The sequence below is a fragment of the Streptomyces anthophorae genome (assembly GCF_049310305.1).
Lineage (GTDB): Bacteria > Actinomycetota > Actinomycetes > Streptomycetales > Streptomycetaceae > Streptomyces.
Genome location: NZ_JBLWQQ010000001.1, coordinates 5,408,597 through 5,425,690 on the forward strand (window position 1 = coordinate 5,408,597; position 17,094 = coordinate 5,425,690).

Genomic DNA, 17,094 nt, shown 5'->3' on the forward strand with positions numbered 1-17,094 from the left:
GTTGGTGGCATGACAGACCTGGCCCACGGCGCGGAATCGGATATTCCGGGCAAGCCGACCTCCGCTTCCCGCACGACGTTGTCGCACATCATGACGCACAACGACACCAATCTCCTCGGCACGGTGCACGGTGGCGTGATCATGAAATTGGTGGACGACGCGGCGGGGGCCGTGGCCGGCCGGCACTCGGGCGGACCTGCGGTGACGGCCTCCATGGACGAGATGGCGTTCCTGGAGCCGGTGCGGGTCGGCGACCTGGTGCACGTGAAGGCGCAGGTGAACTGGACGGGGCGCACGTCGATGGAGGTGGGCGTGCGGGTCCTCGCCGAGCGCTGGAACGAGTCGACCCCCGCACAGCAGGTCGGCTCGGCGTACCTCGTCTTCGCGGCGGTCGACGCGGACGGCAAGCCCCGCACGGTCCCCCCGGTCGAACCGGAAACCGACCGCGACCGCCGCCGCTACCAGGAAGCCCAGATCCGCCGCCAACACCGCTTGGCCCGCCGCCGCGCGATCAAGGAGCTGAGGGCGCAGTCAGGCGACGAGTGATCCAATCAAGCTCGGCAAATCAAGCCCCGCCGGCGATTGAGGCGCGGGGCATGGGGCAGAGCCCCAAATCAAGCCCCTGCGGCGATTGAGCAGCGGGGCCCGGGGCAGAGCCCCGCGACCGCAACCCCGGCCCAGGTCAACAACCCCGGCCCAGGTCAATGACAGACGACCTGGTCCCCGGTAACCGCCCCGTACGACCCAGCGTCAGCGTCCTGCGCGCGCACGGCCCGCACACCCCCATAGTCCGCCCCGGCAACGACCTTCAACGTCGGCCCGAGACCGTCCACCGCCTTCATCCGCGCCCCCGGCAACGCCGCCGCCAAGGACTTGGCCGACCGGTCCCACCCCGGGTCGTACAGCACGGTCGTCCGCTTCGCGGTGCGGTCGTCCGCGTTGACCGGCGCCTCCGTCGTCAGGAACCCCGTCTTCTTCAGCGCGGAGTCGACCTTCTTGCCGAGCCCCGCCGACGCCGTCCCGTTCTCGACCTGGACGCGGATCTCGCTCGGCGCGACGTCGACCACGGCCGGCCGCTTCGCCTTCGGCCGGTGCGGGGAGAGCGGCTTGTCCTCGCGCAGCGCCTTGAACAGGGCCGCGGACTTCTTGTCGTCCCACTTCACGGTGGAGCCGATGTTCGGCACGGGGTAGCTCATGTTCCCGATCGGCACGGTCGTGAACTCCGAGGACGACGGCGAGAAGTTCCGCATCGCCCGCGCCAGGTCCACCATCTCGTCCGAGCCGAAGCCCTTGTCGGCGCGGACCGAGCTGAGCATCGTCCGGGCGACACCCCGGAACCGGACCGGATTGAGCAGCACGCCCGACGACGTCGCCTTCGAGATCAGCGCCGCCATGAACCGCTGCTGGCGCTGCATCCGGCCGAGGTCGCCCGCGCCGTCGAGATGCCGGGCCCGTACGTACTGAAGGGCCTCCCCGCCGTTCAACTGGTGGGTGCCGGCGCCCAGATCGAGCCCGGTGTAGGAGTCCTTGAGCGGGGTGTCCGTGCAGATGTCGACGCCGCCGAGCTCGTCGACCGTCTTCATGAAGCTGGTGAAGTCGACCTCCAGGTAGTGGTCGAGCTTCACCTTCGTCATGTGCTCGACGGTGCGCAGCGTCAGCTGCGGCCCGCCCTCCGCGTACGCCGCGTTCAGCTTCACCGGGTGCTGGTGGTGCTTCTCGCCGCTGTTCTGGTCGGTGTGCGCCGGGATCTCCGCGTACGAGTCGCGGGGGAGGGAGACGACGGAGGCGCGGTCGTGGTTCGCCGAGATGTGCACGATCATCACGGTGTCCGTGCAGTGGCAGGGCGCCCCGCCCAGCTTGTACTTCTGGCGCTCCTCGTCGCTGATCTTGTCGCGGCCGTCGGTGCCGACGAGCAGCACGTTCATCCCGTCGCCCGCGGCGGGACGGTTCTTCATGTCCTTGAAGGGGTCGATCCGGTGGATCCCGGAGTCGAGGCCGGTGACGAGCGCGTGCCCGACGCCGGCGGCCGTGAGCACCGTCACCGAGAGCGCCGTCGCCACCCGCATGGCCCACCGCGACTTCTTCCGGAGCGGCGGCCGTCCTGGCCTGCGGGCCTGCCCCCGGGGGCGGGACGGCCGCTGCGGACGGTCGGGGGAGCGGGGCGGCGTGGGCACCGGTGGACACCTCCGCGACAGTGGGCGTGGGACGCGAGCACAGTAGGCCCATACGATCTGCTGCCCACGGCAGCGACTCGGCGGCGCGCGCCCGTGTCCCCCATTAGCGGTAACGTGACCCGCGATGAACGCAACCGCCAACTCTGTCACGCAGCTCCCGGCCGTCTCCGTGATCATGCCCATCCTCAACGAGGAGCGGCACCTGAAGGAGGCCGTCGAGGCGATCCTGGCGCAGGAGTACGACGGCGAGATGGAGGTCGTGCTCGCCCTCGGCCCCTCCACCGACCGTACGGACGAGGTCGCCGCGCGGCTCGTCGCCGAAACCGCCTCTTCGGACAAACGCGTGTCCACGGTGCCGAACCCGACGGGCCGCACCCCCGCCGCCCTGAACGCCGCGATCAAGGCCTCCCGCCACCCGGTCGTCGTCCGCGTCGACGGCCACGCCGCGCTCTCGCCCGGCTACATCGCCACCGCCGTCCGCCTCCTGGAGGAGACCGGGGCGATGAACGTCGGCGGCATCATGCACGCCCAGGGCACCAACGCCTGGGAGCAGGCCGTCGCCGCCGCGATGACGTCGAAGATCGGCGTCGGCAACGCCGCTTTCCACACCGGCGGCGAGGCGCAGGAGGCCGAGACGGTCTACCTGGGCGTCTTCCGGCGCGAGGTGCTCGAGAAGCTCGACGGGTACAACGAGGAGTTCATCCGCGCCCAGGACTGGGAGCTGAACTTCCGGATCCGCGAGTCGGGCGGCCTCATCTGGTTCTCGCCCGAGCTGCTGGTCGACTACCGCCCCCGGCCGAGCGTCAGGGAACTCGCCAAGCAGTACCGGAACTACGGCCGCTGGCGGCACGTCGTCGCCCGCTTCCACTCCGGCTCGATCAACCTGCGCTACCTCGCCCCGCCGACCGCCGTGTGCGCGATCGCGGCGGGCGTCGTGGTCGGCGCCGCCCTCACGCCGTGGGGCTTCGTGATCCCCGGCGGCTACCTCGCGGCGATCGTCGCGGGCTCGATCCCGGCGGGCAAGGGTCTGCCGCTGAAGGCGCGCGCCCAGATCCCCGTCGCGCTCGCCACGATGCACATGACGTGGGGCTGGGGCTTCCTGACCAGCCCGAAGTCGCTCGCGAAGAAGGTCATCGCCTCGCGCCGGCCGGCCGTGCCGCAGGAGCCCGCGGTCAGCTGACCGTCAACTCTTCGACGGGGCGCGGGAGTTCACCTCCCGCGCCCCGTCGTCGTAGCGGCTACCAGGTGTAACCCGGCTCCACCTTCATGCACGTGGAGTCGTCCGCGCCGTTCTGCGTCTGCTCCTTGTCCAGGGCCTTGCCCGCGTCCTCGTCCTCCGTGGACTTCGGGAACGCGGTGCCCGTCTTCCAGTCGGCGCCCACGATCAGCGTCACCCCGGACACCTCCGTCGACTCCTGCACCGAACTCAGCGGAATCCCGAGGGACTTGGCGACCGCCTGCGCGTCGCCCTCCAGATCGGCCGACGGATAGCGGATCACCGTCCTGTCCTCGACGAGGGACTGCGCCTGGTACGCCACCGCCTGCGTGAACCCCTTGGCGGTGAGCGCCTGCGCCACCTGCGCGGCCCGCCCGGGCGCCGCGGGGGTCGTCGCCGTACGCGTGCCGTTGCGCACCTGCACCGCGATCTCGCCGTCCGCCGCGGCCGGATCGCCGGACGTCTCGTCCTTCGGCTTCTCCTTGTCGGCCTTGTCCTTGCCGTCGAGCGCGATGTCGTCACGGAGCAGCCGCCACAGCGCGTCGGCGTCGTTCTCCTTCGGCACCACGCGCGCACCCTCGTACACGAACGGCATCGTCGTCATCGTGATCCGCTTCGGGGCGGGACGCTTCAGCTCGTTGCTCAGGTCGTACAGCTTCTTGACCGTGTCGAGGCCGTCGTCGACGCTGAGCGCGTCCGTCGCCTTCTCGGCGAGCGTGCGCAGCTTGCCCGGGTGGCTGAACGTCGCGTTCTCGCGCAGCTCGCGCACCATCGAGCTCATGTACATGTGCTGCGCCTTGGCGCGCGCGATGTCGCTGCCGTCCTCGAAGCCGTGCCGGGTCCGCAGCCATTGCAGGGCCTGCTCGCCCTTGACGGACGTCGTGCCCTTGCGCAGCTTCAGCCCCGAGCCCTCGCCCGAGCTGTTCCTGGAGTAGACGTTGGCGTTGACGCAGACGGGTACGCCGCCGATCGCGTCCGCCATCGACACGACGCCCGAGAAGTCGACCATCATGTAGTGGTCGATGTGGATGCCGGTCAGCTGCTCCCAGGTGGCGACCGTGCAGCCGGGGCCGCCGCGGGCCAGCGAGGAGTTCACCATCTGGCGGGAGACCGTCGCCTCGTACACCTCGCCGGACTTCGGATCGGTGCACTGGGGCAGCCTGGTCAGGGTGTCGCGCGGCATGCTCACCACGGACATGTTGCTGCGGTCGGCCGACAGGTGAAGGAGCATCTGCACGTCGGCCAGCGGGGCGGAGCCGACGCTCTGCTTGTGCCCGCCGAGCTTCAGGTTCTCCTTGGTGTTCCTGCTGTCGGAGCCGATCAGCAGGATGTTCAGCGGCCGCTGGCCCGCCGCGTTCGGCGTCGGTTCGGGAACCTTGTGCTCGCCGAGATTGAGCTTGCCCGTCTTGAGATTGCCGTTCAGATGCCGGTAGTAGAGGTATCCGGCGCCGGCCGTGCCGATTATCAGGAACGCGAGGATGCTCGCGGTCCAGCGCAGTATCCGTCGTCTGCGGCGGCGCGGCCGGACGGCCGCCCGCTGCCTGCCGCGCGCCGTGCGGCCGCGGCTGTCCGCGTCACCGCCCGCCGCGTCCTCGTACAGGCTGTCGTCCCACCCCAGGTCGGAAGCCTTCTCCGGTGGTTCGCCCCGCCCGGCAGGCCGCCGTGTGCGCTCCCCACGCACAGTGCCTCGCCCCATGTCCTACCCCGCCCTCCCCGCCCTGTGACAGCGCCTTTGCCGCCCACTGTCACTTGCTTAGACAGTCAACAGGCGGCAGAGGTTGGTCACTTGGCGCACACAGCCTTGTCCGCTGTTGTCTTGTCGACCTCCGGCGCCTTCGCCGAGGCTCCGTCGACGGGTGTCCCCGCACCCTTGAAGTCGCCGCCGAGGATGAGGGTCATCGCCGGCAGCCCCTGATCGTTCTTCTCGCTCTTGCCTTCCTTCAGCGCGGACGCCGGAAGGCCCATGATGTCCGCGAGCCGCCGGGCCTGGTCTGCCTGGTCCGGCGCGTACTCGAGGCTCGTCTTCGCCTGATTCGGCTTGTTGCCCATCTGGCTCGACTTCAGTACGCCCTCATTGTTCTGGAGTTCCGTGAGAGTTTCCTGGGCGGCGCCCGTCCTGCCACTGCCGTTGTAGATGTTGACGCGGACCGCGGAGGCGGCGGACTTGGGGCCCTTGAGCTTCGCGTCCTGCTTCTCCTTCTGCTTCTTCTTCGTCGCGGTGAGGGACACGTCGTTCTTGATCGCGTTGAAGACCGGCGGTCCGGCCGTCGGGTTCACGACGACGGTCACGGGCGTCGGCTCCGCCGGGTTGTCGATCACGGGCACCGTCGTGAACGACAGGTTCTTCGGCGGCACCTTCCTGATCTCAAGGGCCAGGTCCTTGAGGCTGTTCAGGCTGCCGATGCCCTTGTCGACGGTGAGCGCCTTGGTCGCGGCCTCCGCGAGGCTCGTGAGCTTGCGCGGGTTGGTGAGCGTGTCGCTCGAACTCATCTTGCGCGCCAGCGAACCCAGGAACTGCTGCTGCACCTTGATCCGGTCCAGGTCGCCCTGGTTGCCGAAGCTGTGCCGGGTGCGCAGGAAGGCCAGCGCCTGCTCGCCCTGGAGATTGTGGGTGCCCGCCGACAGCTTGAGGTGCGAGTCCGGGTCGTTGACGTTCTTGGCGACACAGACGTTGACCCCGCCCACGGCGCTGGACAGCGTCTTCACCGCGTTGAAGTCGGCCATCATGAAGTGGTCGACGGTGATGCCCGTGACCGCCTTGACGGTCTTCATGACACAGCCGGCGTCGCGGTCGGACTGCCCGAGGCTGGTGTTGAAGCGGACGTTCGGCGTGCCCTTGATGGTCCTGAGCGAGCCGTCCTTCTGCTTCACCTGACAGTCCGGCACGTCCACGACGAGGTCGCGCGGAATGCTCAACGCGGTCGCGTTCGTACGGTCCTTGGAGACGTGCAGCAGCACATTGGTGTCGGCGTGGCCGAGGCTGCCCTTGTCTCCGTAGCCCTCGTTGCCCTTGCCGGTGCGCTTGTCGGTGCCCATGACGAGGACGTTGATCGCCTCGTCCTTGGCGAAGCCGTTCTTGGCGCCGACCACGTCCTGCGAGGTGATGTTGCCGTTGAGGTGCTCCCAGTACCAGTAGCCGACCCCGGCGCCCACCAGGACGACCATGGCCATGCCGCCGGACGTCCAGAGCAGGATCTTCTTGGCCTTCGACTTCTTCTTCGGCCGCGAACGCCGCCGGCCGGAGCCCTCCTGCGCCGCCGCCTCGCGCCGTCTGCGCTGCGGAGGAACGTCGCGCCGGCCGCCGCCCTGGGGGCTGCCGCGGCGCGGACCGTCGCCGCGCGGTGCGGCGCGGCGGGGGCTCGGCACTCCCGACTGCCCAGCGGAGGGGGTCAGTCGCAGTTCGTAGTCACCGGTGTGGGGGTTGAGCACCCACTGATCTGCGGGGTCGATGTTCTCAGCCCGCCCACGGCCTTGCGCGTCCACGGTTGTCTGTGTCCTCCGTCGGGGCCACGCGGCGCCCCACCCCCCTTAAAAGCGGGCGCCCGGTCAAGTCGGTCAGTAGTGCGCGACCGGGCTCGCAAGCATGGCCGGGTGCACCGGATCGCTCACACTATCCGCCCAGTTCAGCGTCAAGCGAGGACGGTGACAAATTCCACTCCCCTACAACTGGGCAATCCGGACCATTTCTTTGAACCTGTGAGTCAGCTGATGACCACAGCTTTACCCAGGGGCGGTTGGGGCGAGGTCCGGACGACCGGTCTCAGCCGCAGGAGGCCTGTCCGGCCGTGTTGCCGCGGAAGGTCGGGGCGGGGGAGGCGCCGGGCCCGTGGACGGGGGACCCGGGCTTCCCGTCGCTCGCCTCGTCGCCGCCATACGTCCCGTATTCACCAGACCCGTCGTATCCGTCGTATGGGTCTGATCCATCTGATCCGTCGTATCCATCCGAATACTGCCCGGATTCGCCGTCCGTGCCGTATTCGTCCTGGGCGCCGTACTCCTCGTCCGCGGGCGGCTGTTCGGACACCTTCACGGGGGTGTCCTCGCGCAGCTGCGTGAACAGCCGCTCGGCCGCGGGCTGGACGAGCTGGTCCCGGTTGGCGTTGTAGACGTACGACTCGCGGGGCACCGTCAGGAACCGGACGCGCTCGGCCGGGATGTTCCGCATGCCGCGCACCAGGTCGTAGAGCCCGCGCAGGCTGGCGAGCCCGGGGTCCGTGGTCAGCGAGGAGGTGGCGGCGTCGAGGACCGGATAGAGCCGGGCCGGGTTCAGCAGCACGCCGTTGCTCTGCACCTTCTTGACGAGCGCGCCCAGGAACCGCTGCTGACGGTCCATCCGGTCGGTGTCGCTGCCGTTGCCGAGGCTCTTGCGGGCGCGTACGTAGCCCAGGGCCTGCTCGCCGTTCAGATGGTGGGTGCCGGCGGGCAGCCGGACGTGCGCGTCGTCGTCGTCGATCGGCCGTTCCAGGCACACCGTGACGCCGCCCACGGCGTTCACCATGTCCTTGAACCCGTCGAAGTCCACGACCATGTGGTGGTCGACCCGGACCCCCGTCATCTTCTCGACCGTACGGATCGTGCAGGCCGAACCGCCCACCTCGAAGGCGTAGTTGAACATCGCGAACATCGCGTCGTGCCGGGAGCCGTCCCGCTGCCGGCAGGTCGGCACGTCGGTCATCAGGTCGCGCGGGAACGAGACGGCCGTCGCGCTCTTCCGGTCCGCCGCGACGTGCAGCAGGATCGTGGTGTCGGAGCGTTGGGTACCGTCGTTGCGGCCGTATCTCCCGTTCTTTCCGGCCCGCGAGTCGGAGCCGATGAGCAGCAGGTTCTGCGCGCCCTCGGCCAGCACGGTGGGCCGTTCCTTCTCGTAGCGCGCGAGCTCGGCGGCGGTGTCCGTGTCCTCGGTGATGTTCCCGTTGAGCCTGTCGTACGCGATCCAGCCGACGCCGCCCGCGACGAGCACCAGGAACGCCGCGCAGATCGCCGAGTACCGCAGCCATCTCCCGCGCCGCCGCGCACGCCCCGCGCCGGTGGGCGAGGAGCCGTGGGCCGGCCCGGGGTCAGGGGGCGTGGCAGCGGAGTCGGTCACGTACAGGTCCCCCTCATGGAAACGTAGGCGTACCTACGACCATGGACCTTGCGGGGCGGCCGGGCCGGGGGAGCTGAGCCGAACGGGTCAGCGCGCGGTCGCGGTGACCCGCTCGCTCTCCACGCGCTTGGCGAGGGCCTCTTCGCCGAGCCGGTCGAGGTTGCGGCACAGCACGACGGAACCGCCGGTGGCCAGCGGGGCGTAGAGGCCCGCGGCGAGCCCCTGCCACGTGTCGTACGGCAGCCCCGACAGCAGTCGCGAGCCGGGGCCGGTCAGGCCGAGCCCGGTGGCGTCGGCGGCGGCCTTCTCCACGACCTCGGCGCCCGTCCACTCGGCGCCCGCCACGACGAGCGCGGGCTCCTCCGCGTCGACGGGCGCGAAGGGGGCGAACCGGTCGCCCTGTCCCGGCACTTCGACGGCGTAGTCGAGGAAGCCCTCGGGCGGCTGCGGGAACCGGCCGCCCAGCGGCCGCAGCGCGAGCGCGATCCGCTCCCCGGAGCAGGCGCGGGCGGCATCGAGGGTGTCGGGCCCGCTCACGACGAGATCGGCGCGGTCGGGGTCCCCGCCCACATCGGCGACGACGCCGACGGACGAACAGGCCAGCAGCCACACCGCGGACTGCCAGTGGGCGGGCAGCAGGAGAGCGAGCCGGTCGCCGGGCTCGGCGTTCAGATCGCCCTGCAACAGGTTGGCGGTCTTGGCCACCCAGTTCGCGAGCGTGGCCACGGACAACTCCACGCGCTCCCCGGTCGCGTCGTCGTAGAAGGTGACGAGCGGCCGCCCCGGATCGGCGTCGAGAGCGGCCTGAAGCAGAGCGGCGGGAGTACGAGCAGCAGCATTCACGCCAACCACCCTACGCACCACCATCACCCCACCCCCCTCGGCCACCCCACCCACCCTCCCCACACACCGCCACCACCTGGGGACACCCCGCCCGCCCACACCCGGTGCCGCCCGCTTTGGTCGCGTGCCGCCCGCCATGGGCGCCCCGCCCGCCCACAGCCGGTGCCGCCCGCCTTGGGCAATCTGCCGCCTTGGGCGGCAGGGTGGGCAAGGCGGCACCCCGGTGCCGCGCAACGGACCCCCATGGCGTCACCCAGGCACGGCTGACCACCCCCGGCGCCGCGCAACGGAACCCACCCGCACCCACCCCGGCCCCAACACCCGTATGACCCTCCCCCGATGGCCGACGCCCAGGGATCCGCACACGATCGTGCGCATGCGTGGATTCCTTGCTTCATCGATCGGTGTCACCTGCGCGGCGGCCCTGGCCCTCCCGCTCACCCTGCCCACGGCCTCGCACGCCGCGCCGTCCCCGACGCGCGAAGCGGTCCCCGGCAGCACCCAGTCCCTGCCCCTCGAACCGCCGCCCGGCAGCACCTCGACGCGCGCCGCCGGAGCCCCCCAAGAACAGGGGCTCACCCGCCGCGACGTACGCCCCTTCTCCCTCGTCGGCGTCGTCTGGGACGACCCGGACGCCCACCTCCACGGCCACGTACAAGTGCGTACGCGGACCACGGACACCGCCCACTGGTCCACCTGGCAGGACGTGGAGACCCACAACGACGACGCCCCCGACCTGGACACCCCGGAGCGCGCGGCGGGCAGCCTGCACGGCGCGACCGCCCCGCTCTGGGTCGGCGACAGCGACGGCGTGGAAGTGCGCGTCAAGGCGGAGCAGTCCGACCACGAACGCGCGACGGAGCCCGCCGCCCTCCCCAAGGGCCTGCGCCTCGAACTCGTCGACCCCGGCGACGAGCCCCCGCAGGGCTCCCGCGCGGAAGGCGCCACCGCGGGCGTCATCCCCGCCCTCGACAAGAAGCAGACGGAGGACGAACTGCTCAAGGCCCGCGGCACCGACGCCGCCGCGGCCGGCTCCCGCCCGTTCATCGGCCCGCGCCCGCGCATCATCACGCGCAAGGGCTGGGGCGCCGACGAGAAACTGCGGGAACGCAAGCTCGGCTACACGAAGACCGTCAAGGCGGCGTTCATCCACCACAGCGCCACCGGCAACAACTACCGCTGCTCACAAGCCCCTTCACTCATCCGCAGTATCTACCGCTACCACGTCAAGAGCAGTGGCTGGCGCGACATCGGCTACAACTTCCTCGTGGACAAGTGCGGAAACATCTACGAAGGCCGGGCCGGCGGCGTCGCCAAACCGGTCATGGGTGCGCACACCCTCGGCTTCAACACCAACAGCACGGGTATCGCGGTCCTGGGCTCGTACGGCAGCTCCAACCCGCCCGCCGCGGCCGTCAAGGCCATCGCGCGACTCACGGCCTGGAAGCTCGGTCTCCACGGCGCGAATCCGCGCGGGTCGACATATCTGAAGTCGGGCGGTGGCAATCTCTACCGCAAGGGAAAGAATGTACGACTCAAGGTGATCTCCGGTCACAGGGACGGTTTCGCGACCGAATGTCCGGGACGCCGGCTCTACGACAAGCTCGGCAGTGCCCGCTCCAGCTCCGCCCGCCTCCAGGGTCGCTGACGCCGGCCGGCCTGGGCGCCTCGCACGGTCTGCATACACTGGCCGGCCGAAAGACAGTTCGGCCGGCCCAAGCAGGAAGCAGAGACGACAGGTGACAGAAGCGATCCTCCTGGTCGGCGGCAAGGGCACCAGACTCCGGCCACTCACGGTGAACACACCGAAACCGATGGTCCCGGCGGCCGGTGTGCCGTTCCTCACGCACCAGCTGGCGCGCGCGAAGGCGGCGGGTGTCGACCACATCGTTCTGGCCACCTCGTACCTCGCCGAGGTCTTCGAGCCCTACTTCGGCGACGGCTCCCGCCTCGGCCTCCACCTCGAATACGTCACCGAGGTCGAACCCCTCGGCACCGGCGGCGCCATCCGCAACGTCGCCTCGCACCTGCACTCGGGACCCGACGAACCGGTCCTGATCTTCAACGGCGACATCCTGACGGGCCTGGACATCGCGGCCCTCGTCGACGAGCACAGCACGACAGGGGCGGACGTCTCCCTGCACCTCTCCCGCGTCGAGGACCCGCGCGCCTACGGCCTGGTCCCCACGGACTCCACGGGCCGCGTCACGGCCTTCCTGGAGAAGCCCCAGACCCCCGAAGAGATCGTCACGGACCAGATCAACGCGGGCGCGTACGTCTTCCGCCGCTCGGTCATCGACACGATCCCCGCGGGCCGACCGGTCTCGGTGGAACGCGAGACGTTCCCGGACCTCCTGGCTTCCGGCGCCCATCTCCAGGGCATGGTCGACTCGACCTACTGGCTGGACCTCGGCACCCCCCAGGCCTTCGTCCGCGGCTCCGCCGACCTGGTGATGGGCCGCGCCCCGTCGCCCGCGGTCCCGGGCCGCAGGGGCGACCGCCTGGTCCTGCCGTCGGCACGGGTGGCCCCGGACGCGAAGCTCACCGAGGGCACGGTCGTGAGCGAGGGCGCGCGGATCGGCGAGGGCGCCCGCATCTCCGGCTCCGCGATCCTGCCCGACGCCGTGATCGAACCGGGCGCGGTGATCACCGACTCCCTGGTCGGCACGGCGGCCCGCGTGGGCGCCCGTACGATCCTCAAGGACGCGGTGATAGGCGACGGTGCCCACGTGGGCGCGGACAACGAACTCCAGTCGGGCGCCCGCGTCTGGTGCGACGCGACCGTGCCCGCGGCATCGATCCGCTTCTCGTCGGACCAGTGATCGGTTCATTCGACGCTGCGTCGAATGAGCTGTTCAAGCCCCGCCGGCGATTGAGGCGCGGGGTCCGGGGCAGCGCCCCGAGTCGTCAACCACGGGGCCCCGCTAGGGGCACTTTCGGGAAGGGGCGGGTTGGGGGAGAGGAACCTCTACCCTCGAAGAACCACCCGCCCCACCAGAAGGACCCCGTGGCCGGCCGCCGATATCCCACCGAAACCCCTCTCCACCTGGGCCTGACCCTCAGCCCGCTGCGCAGGGGCCCCGCGGACCCCACCTTCCGCACCGCCCCGGACGGCGCGGTATGGCGATCCAGCCGCACCCCCCAGGGCCCGGCCACCCTCCGCCTGACCGAGGAACGCGACGGCACGGTCCGGGCCCGGGCCTGGGGCGAGGGGGCCGACTGGTTCCTGGCCCAACTCCCGCACCTGCTCGGCGAGTCGGACGACCCGGCCGTCTTCGAACCCCGGCACCGCCTCGTCGCGCAGACGACCCGCCGCCGCCCCGGCCTGCGCCTCACCCGCACCGGCCTGGTCCTCGAATCCCTGATCCCGTCGATCCTGGAACAGAAGGTCACGACGGACGAGGCGTACCGCGCCTGGCGCCTGCTCCTGAACAAGTACGGCGAACCGGCCCCCGGCCCGGCCGGCGAGGACCTGCGCATGCGCGTGATGCCGGACCCGCGCACCTGGTCGCTGATCCCCTCCTGGGAGTGGCACAGGGCGGGCGTGGACAACAAGCGCGCCTCGACGATCATCCGCGCGGCCAGGGTGGCCCGCCGCCTGGAGGAGGCGGCGGGGATGGCACCGGGGGAGGCCCGCACCCGTCTGGAACTGGTCCCCGGCATCGGCCCCTGGACCTCCGCCGAGACGGTGCAGCGCACGCACGGCGCCCCCGACGAGGTGACGACGGGCGATCTGCACCTGCCCGGCATCGTCGGCTACGCCCTCGCGGCCAACCGGGACGCGACGGACGAGGACATGCTGGAACTCCTGGCGCCGTACGCGGGCCAGCGCCACCGGGCGGCCCGCCTGATCATGCTCAGCGGCGTCTCACCGCCGCGCAGGCAGCCCAAGATGCGCAAGGTGAACATCGCGGAGTGGTGAGGTGGGGTCAGGTGAGGGAGCCCGACGCAAAAGTGCCCGCGACGCTCCACCGCACCTCGGTAAAGACGTCCTACCGCACCTCGGTAAACCCGACGCAAAAGTGCCCGCGACGCTCCACCGCACCTCGGTAAAGACGTCCTACCGCACCTCGACGAAATCGGAGACGGCCCGCTCCGGCCGCACCCCCGGCGCCCCCGCGGCGTGCCCCACCGCGACGGCCCCCATCGGATCCCACGACCCGGGCAGCCCGAGCACGTCCCGCACGACATCCCGACAGAACATCGTCGACGACACCCACGCGGAGCCGAGCCGCTCCCCGGCCAGCGCGACCAGGAAGTTCTGCACCCCGGCCCCGGTGGCCACGACGAACATCTCCCGCTCGGCGGCGTCCCGCCGCTCGTCCCCGTAGGTGTGCGAGCCGTCCATCACGAGACAGGGCACCACCAGATAGGGCGCGTTGCGCAGCACGTCCCCGCGCCGAACCCGCTTCGCGATGGACTCCTCGCTCTTGCCGTCCCGCCGCAGATCCGCGATCCACGCGTCCCGCATCGCGTCGAGCAGCCGCGTCCGCGACTCCTGCGACTCCAGGAGGACGAACCGCCACGGCGTCGTGTGATGCGGCGCGGGCGCCGTGACGGCCGCGGCGACGGCCCGCCGCACGGCCCCCGGATCGACCGGCTCGTCGGTGAACGCCCGCACGGTCCGCCGCTGCGTCACGGCCTCCCGCACCGCCTCCGACGTGCCGAGCCGGAACATGTCGTCGCGCGCGACCCGCACCAACTCCCGCGCGGATCCGCCCTGTTCCTGGGTGACGGCCGGGCCGAGCCCCCGCACCACGGCGACCGGCAGGCCGCCGGCCTTCCCCTTCACGAGGTCGCCCGCGGCCGCCAGCTCGTCGGCCGTGGCCACCACGGTGGCGCTGAGCGGATTCCCGTACGCGTCCGTGCCGCCCCGCAGGTCGTCGAGTACGCGCACGCCCGCCGCCCCGATGGCGACATCGGTCAGCCCGTTGCGCCACGGTCTGCCGAAGGTGTCGGTGACGACGACCCCGACCTCGACGCCCAGCGCGTCGCGCACGCCCTCCCGGATGGCGGCGGCCGAGGCGTCCGGGTCCTCGGGCAGCAGCAGCACCGTCCCGGCGGGGGTGTTGGAGGCGTCGACCCCTGCCGCGGCCATCACGAGCCCCAGCTTGTTCTCGACGATCCGCAGCGGGCCGCGCCGCGCCACGACCCGTACGGTCTCGGCGTCGATCGCGGCCTCCCGGTCGTCGGCCCGGAGCACGCGCCCCTCGGCCTTGCTGACGATCTTCGAGGTCACGAGCAGGACATCACCGTCGACGAGCCCCGGCTCGGCGGCGACGATCAGCTTCGCGAGGTCGTCGCCCTCGCGCACCTCGGGGAGCCCGGGGACGGCCCAGGCCTGGAACGAAGGGGCCCGCGTCACGCGCCGCGCACCTCCTCGGCGAGCTTCAGCGCCTCGCGCGCCATCTCCGCGGCGGCGGTGCCCTCCACGGGGTCCGTCATCATCAGCGGCACGGCGCGGCAGGGAATCCCGGCCGCCTCGACGCGCTCCACTGCCTTCTCGTCGACCGTGTCGACCAGCCACCCGTCGAGCAGTCCCGCCCCGTAGTGCTCGGCGACGGCGGCCGCGCTGGACTCCACGCCGACGGCCGCGAGCACCTTGTCGGCCATGCCGCGCACCGGCGCGTCACCGACGATCGGGGAGAGCCCGATGACCGGTGCGCCCGCCTCGGCGATCGCCTCGCGGATGCCCGGGACCGCCAGGATCGTCCCGACGCTCACCACGGGGTTCGACGGCGGGAAGATGATCACGTCGGCCTCGGCGATGGCCTCCAGGACGCCCGGTGCGGGCTTCGCCTCCTCGGCCCCCACCGGCACGACGGCCAGCGCGTCCACGGAGGCGCGCAGCTTCACCCAGTACTCCTGGAAGTGCACGGCCTTGCGCTCGCCGTCCACATCGACCGCCACGTGCGTCTCCACGCGGTCGTCCGACATGGGCAGGAGCCGCACGCCCGGCTGCCACCGCTCGCACAGCGCCTCGGTGACCGCGCTGAGCGGGTAACCGGCGCTCAGCATCTGCGTACGGACGATGTGCGTCGCGAAGTCCCGGTCGCCGAGCCCGAACCACTTGGGTCCGACCCCGTACGCCGCGAGCTCCTCCTTGACCGTGAACGCCTCGTCCGTGCGTCCCCAGCCCTGCTCCTCGTTGATGCCGCCGCCCAGCGTGTACATCACCGTGTCGAGGTCGGGACAGACCTTCAGGCCGAAGAGGTGGATGTCGTCCCCGGTGTTGCCGATGACCGTGATGGCCGCGCCGTCCGGCGCGGCCTGCTTGAGACCGCGAAGGAACCGGGCACCACCGATGCCGCCTGCCAGAACCACAATGCGCATGTGCCCAGCATCGCAGGCACCTCTGACAACGCGTCGGCCGGTCTCAGACAGTGGCGCCTTCGGCGGGGCCTTCGACGGTGCCTTCGGCGACCGAGCAGGTCGGTGTGTGCATGGGCATCTCGGTCAGTCCGGGGAAGTAGACGTGCAGGCTGACCGCGGGCTCCAGCGAGTCGTTGACGACCTCGTGGACGTAGCCGGGCGCGAAAACCCGCTGCGCGCCGGTGCCGAGCGCGCGCACGCCCCCTTCCGTACGCTCCGTCAGTTCGCCCTGGAGCAGCGTCAGTACGCCGGAGGAGAGGCCGTGGTCGTGCAGCCCGCTGCCCTGGCCCGGCACCCAGGAGAGCAGCCACACCTCGTAGCCGGGCCCGGTGCGCAGGCGGTGGTACCAGCGGGTCGTGGCGTCGTACTCGACGAGGTGCTCCCACTGGGAGCGGTCGGCGGCGATGGAGCGCGCGAGGCCGACGAACTCGGCCACCGTCTCGGGGTGTTCCCGGGCGGGCTGGAGCAGGTGCGGTACTTCGAAGATGTCGCCGGCGATCTGGAGGTCGCTGTCGCTGTTCATGGGGTGGTGGTGTTCCTCAAGGAAGTGCGGTGCACAGGGCCGTACTGGGATGAGAAGAAGCGTGGTCGGAGCTCTGGAGGCTCAACGACTCAACAGCTGGAACAGCAACAGCAACACGCGAGGGCAGCGCGGACGGGCCCGGCGGTGCGGGTCGTCGAGGGTGCCGAATTCGCGAGCATGCCCAACAGGACACCGGGTCATGCCCTTGTTGTCAACCCAATGTCCGGATTGTGGAATATGGTTCACCTCATCCGGTGTCCTTGTCAGGCGAAAGGTTTGTGCAGCGGGGCGACAGGACATGTGGCGCATCAACCCGGCGCGCAAACGTCGGAACGTCAGTGATCTTCGCGGCGTCCTTCCTTGTAGCAGTCATCGAAGGAGGGGTGGTCGCGCGGTGTGCGGTCGGCTCCACATGAGCCGCGGGCAAGTGTCACGGTTTTTGGCGATTTGAACACTTTCCGCATAGCCTTGGTTCCGCAGAGTGAATAACGGGCCCAATAGCAGATCTCGGCTTGACTGCCCCGGATCGGCACACTTGTAATTTCACTCGTGTCGTTCAGCCGAAATCGGTAGCGGCAACATCACGGGGACGCACGGACAGACGAGGGGCGCACTATGACCGAGTCGTTTCAGGATCTGCTGGTCGAGGACGCGGAAGAAGAACTCGGCTGGCAGGAGCGCGCGCTGTGCGCCCAGACCGACCCCGAGTCCTTCTTCCCCGAGAAGGGCGGCTCCACGAGAGAGGCGAAGAAGGTCTGCCTCGCGTGCGAGGTCCGCTCCGAGTGCCTCGAATACGCGCTCGCCAACGACGAACGCTTCGGGATCTGGGGCGGCCTCTCCGAGCGTGAGCGCCGCCGGCTGAAGAAGGCCGCCGTCTAGG

Annotated in this window: 14 protein-coding genes; 6 read left to right on the forward strand and 8 right to left on the reverse strand. The window is 70.6% G+C overall.

The genetic code is table 11. From position 1 onward, the window contains the following. Positions 1–9 precede the first annotated feature (9 nt). Positions 10–546, forward strand: coding sequence for an acyl-CoA thioesterase (locus ACNYS0_RS24710; RefSeq protein WP_422476668.1), 537 nt, complete (start codon positions 10–12; stop codon positions 544–546). 155 nt (positions 547–701) lie between these two features. Here the strand turns inward: ACNYS0_RS24710 and ACNYS0_RS24715 are convergent, their stop codons facing one another. Beyond that, a complete protein-coding gene (locus ACNYS0_RS24715) occupies positions 702–2,174 on the reverse strand; it encodes an LCP family protein (protein ID WP_461858965.1) in 1,473 nt (490 codons plus the stop codon). Positions 2,175–2,298: 124 nt separating this feature from the next. On the opposite strand from ACNYS0_RS24715, the gene ACNYS0_RS24720 reads away from it, so the two are divergent. After that, the gene (locus ACNYS0_RS24720) at positions 2,299–3,354 is read left to right on the forward strand and encodes a glycosyltransferase family 2 protein (protein WP_422476670.1); all 1,056 of its coding nucleotides are present in this window, start codon (positions 2,299–2,301) and stop codon (positions 3,352–3,354) included. 58 nt (positions 3,355–3,412) lie between these two features. On the opposite strand, the gene ACNYS0_RS24725 is transcribed toward ACNYS0_RS24720, so the two are convergent. From ACNYS0_RS24725 to ACNYS0_RS24740, 4 genes are all read right to left on the reverse strand, one after another. Further along, the gene (locus ACNYS0_RS24725; RefSeq protein WP_422476671.1) at positions 3,413–5,086 is read right to left on the reverse strand and encodes an LCP family protein; all 1,674 of its coding nucleotides are present in this window, start codon (positions 5,084–5,086) and stop codon (positions 3,413–3,415) included. Between the two features lie 86 nt (positions 5,087–5,172). After that, positions 5,173–6,873: an LCP family protein gene (locus ACNYS0_RS24730; protein ID WP_422476672.1), complete on the reverse strand. Its 1,701-nt coding sequence runs from the start codon at positions 6,871–6,873 to the stop codon at positions 5,173–5,175. A 277-nt stretch (positions 6,874–7,150) separates the two neighbouring features. Further along, positions 7,151–8,476, reverse strand: coding sequence for an LCP family protein (locus tag ACNYS0_RS24735; protein WP_422476673.1), 1,326 nt, complete (start codon positions 8,474–8,476; stop codon positions 7,151–7,153). Positions 8,477–8,563: 87 nt separating this feature from the next. Then, positions 8,564–9,319, reverse strand: coding sequence for a TIGR03089 family protein (locus ACNYS0_RS24740; RefSeq protein ID WP_422476674.1), 756 nt, complete (start codon positions 9,317–9,319; stop codon positions 8,564–8,566). Positions 9,320–9,695: 376 nt separating this feature from the next. On the opposite strand from ACNYS0_RS24740, the gene ACNYS0_RS24745 reads away from it, so the two are divergent. From ACNYS0_RS24745 to ACNYS0_RS24755, 3 genes are all read left to right on the forward strand, one after another. Beyond that, positions 9,696–10,967, forward strand: a complete 1,272-nt coding sequence (locus ACNYS0_RS24745; protein ID WP_422476675.1) for a peptidoglycan recognition protein family protein — start codon at positions 9,696–9,698, stop codon at positions 10,965–10,967. Between the two features lie 91 nt (positions 10,968–11,058). Beyond that, positions 11,059–12,141, forward strand: a complete 1,083-nt coding sequence (manB, locus tag ACNYS0_RS24750; RefSeq protein WP_422476676.1) for a mannose-1-phosphate guanylyltransferase — start codon at positions 11,059–11,061, stop codon at positions 12,139–12,141. 185 nt (positions 12,142–12,326) lie between these two features. Further along, positions 12,327–13,241: a DNA-3-methyladenine glycosylase family protein gene (locus ACNYS0_RS24755; protein ID WP_422476677.1), complete on the forward strand. Its 915-nt coding sequence runs from the start codon at positions 12,327–12,329 to the stop codon at positions 13,239–13,241. 138 nt (positions 13,242–13,379) lie between these two features. Here ACNYS0_RS24755 and ACNYS0_RS24760 read toward each other — a convergent pair whose 3' ends face one another. Genes ACNYS0_RS24760 through ACNYS0_RS24770 form a run of 3 tightly spaced genes read right to left on the reverse strand, consistent with a single transcriptional unit; the run spans position 13,380 to position 16,214 of the window. Continuing rightward, positions 13,380–14,684 (reverse strand): coenzyme F420-0:L-glutamate ligase, encoded by a 1,305-nt coding sequence (locus ACNYS0_RS24760; protein ID WP_422476678.1) that lies wholly within the window; start codon positions 14,682–14,684, stop codon positions 13,380–13,382. After that, positions 14,681–15,652, reverse strand: coding sequence for a 2-phospho-L-lactate transferase (gene cofD, locus ACNYS0_RS24765; protein ID WP_422407654.1), 972 nt, complete (start codon positions 15,650–15,652; stop codon positions 14,681–14,683). Before cofD ends, ACNYS0_RS24760 begins: the two co-directional genes overlap by 4 nt. Before the next feature lie 43 nt (positions 15,653–15,695). Next, on the reverse strand, positions 15,696–16,214 hold the full coding sequence (locus ACNYS0_RS24770) for a cysteine dioxygenase (RefSeq protein ID WP_422476679.1): 519 nt from the start codon (positions 16,212–16,214) through the stop codon (positions 15,696–15,698). Positions 16,215–16,829: 615 nt separating this feature from the next. Here ACNYS0_RS24770 and ACNYS0_RS24775 point away from each other — a divergent pair. Beyond that, positions 16,830–17,093, forward strand: coding sequence for a WhiB family transcriptional regulator (locus ACNYS0_RS24775; protein ID WP_127831770.1), 264 nt, complete (start codon positions 16,830–16,832; stop codon positions 17,091–17,093). Position 17,094: the final 1 nt, after the last annotated feature.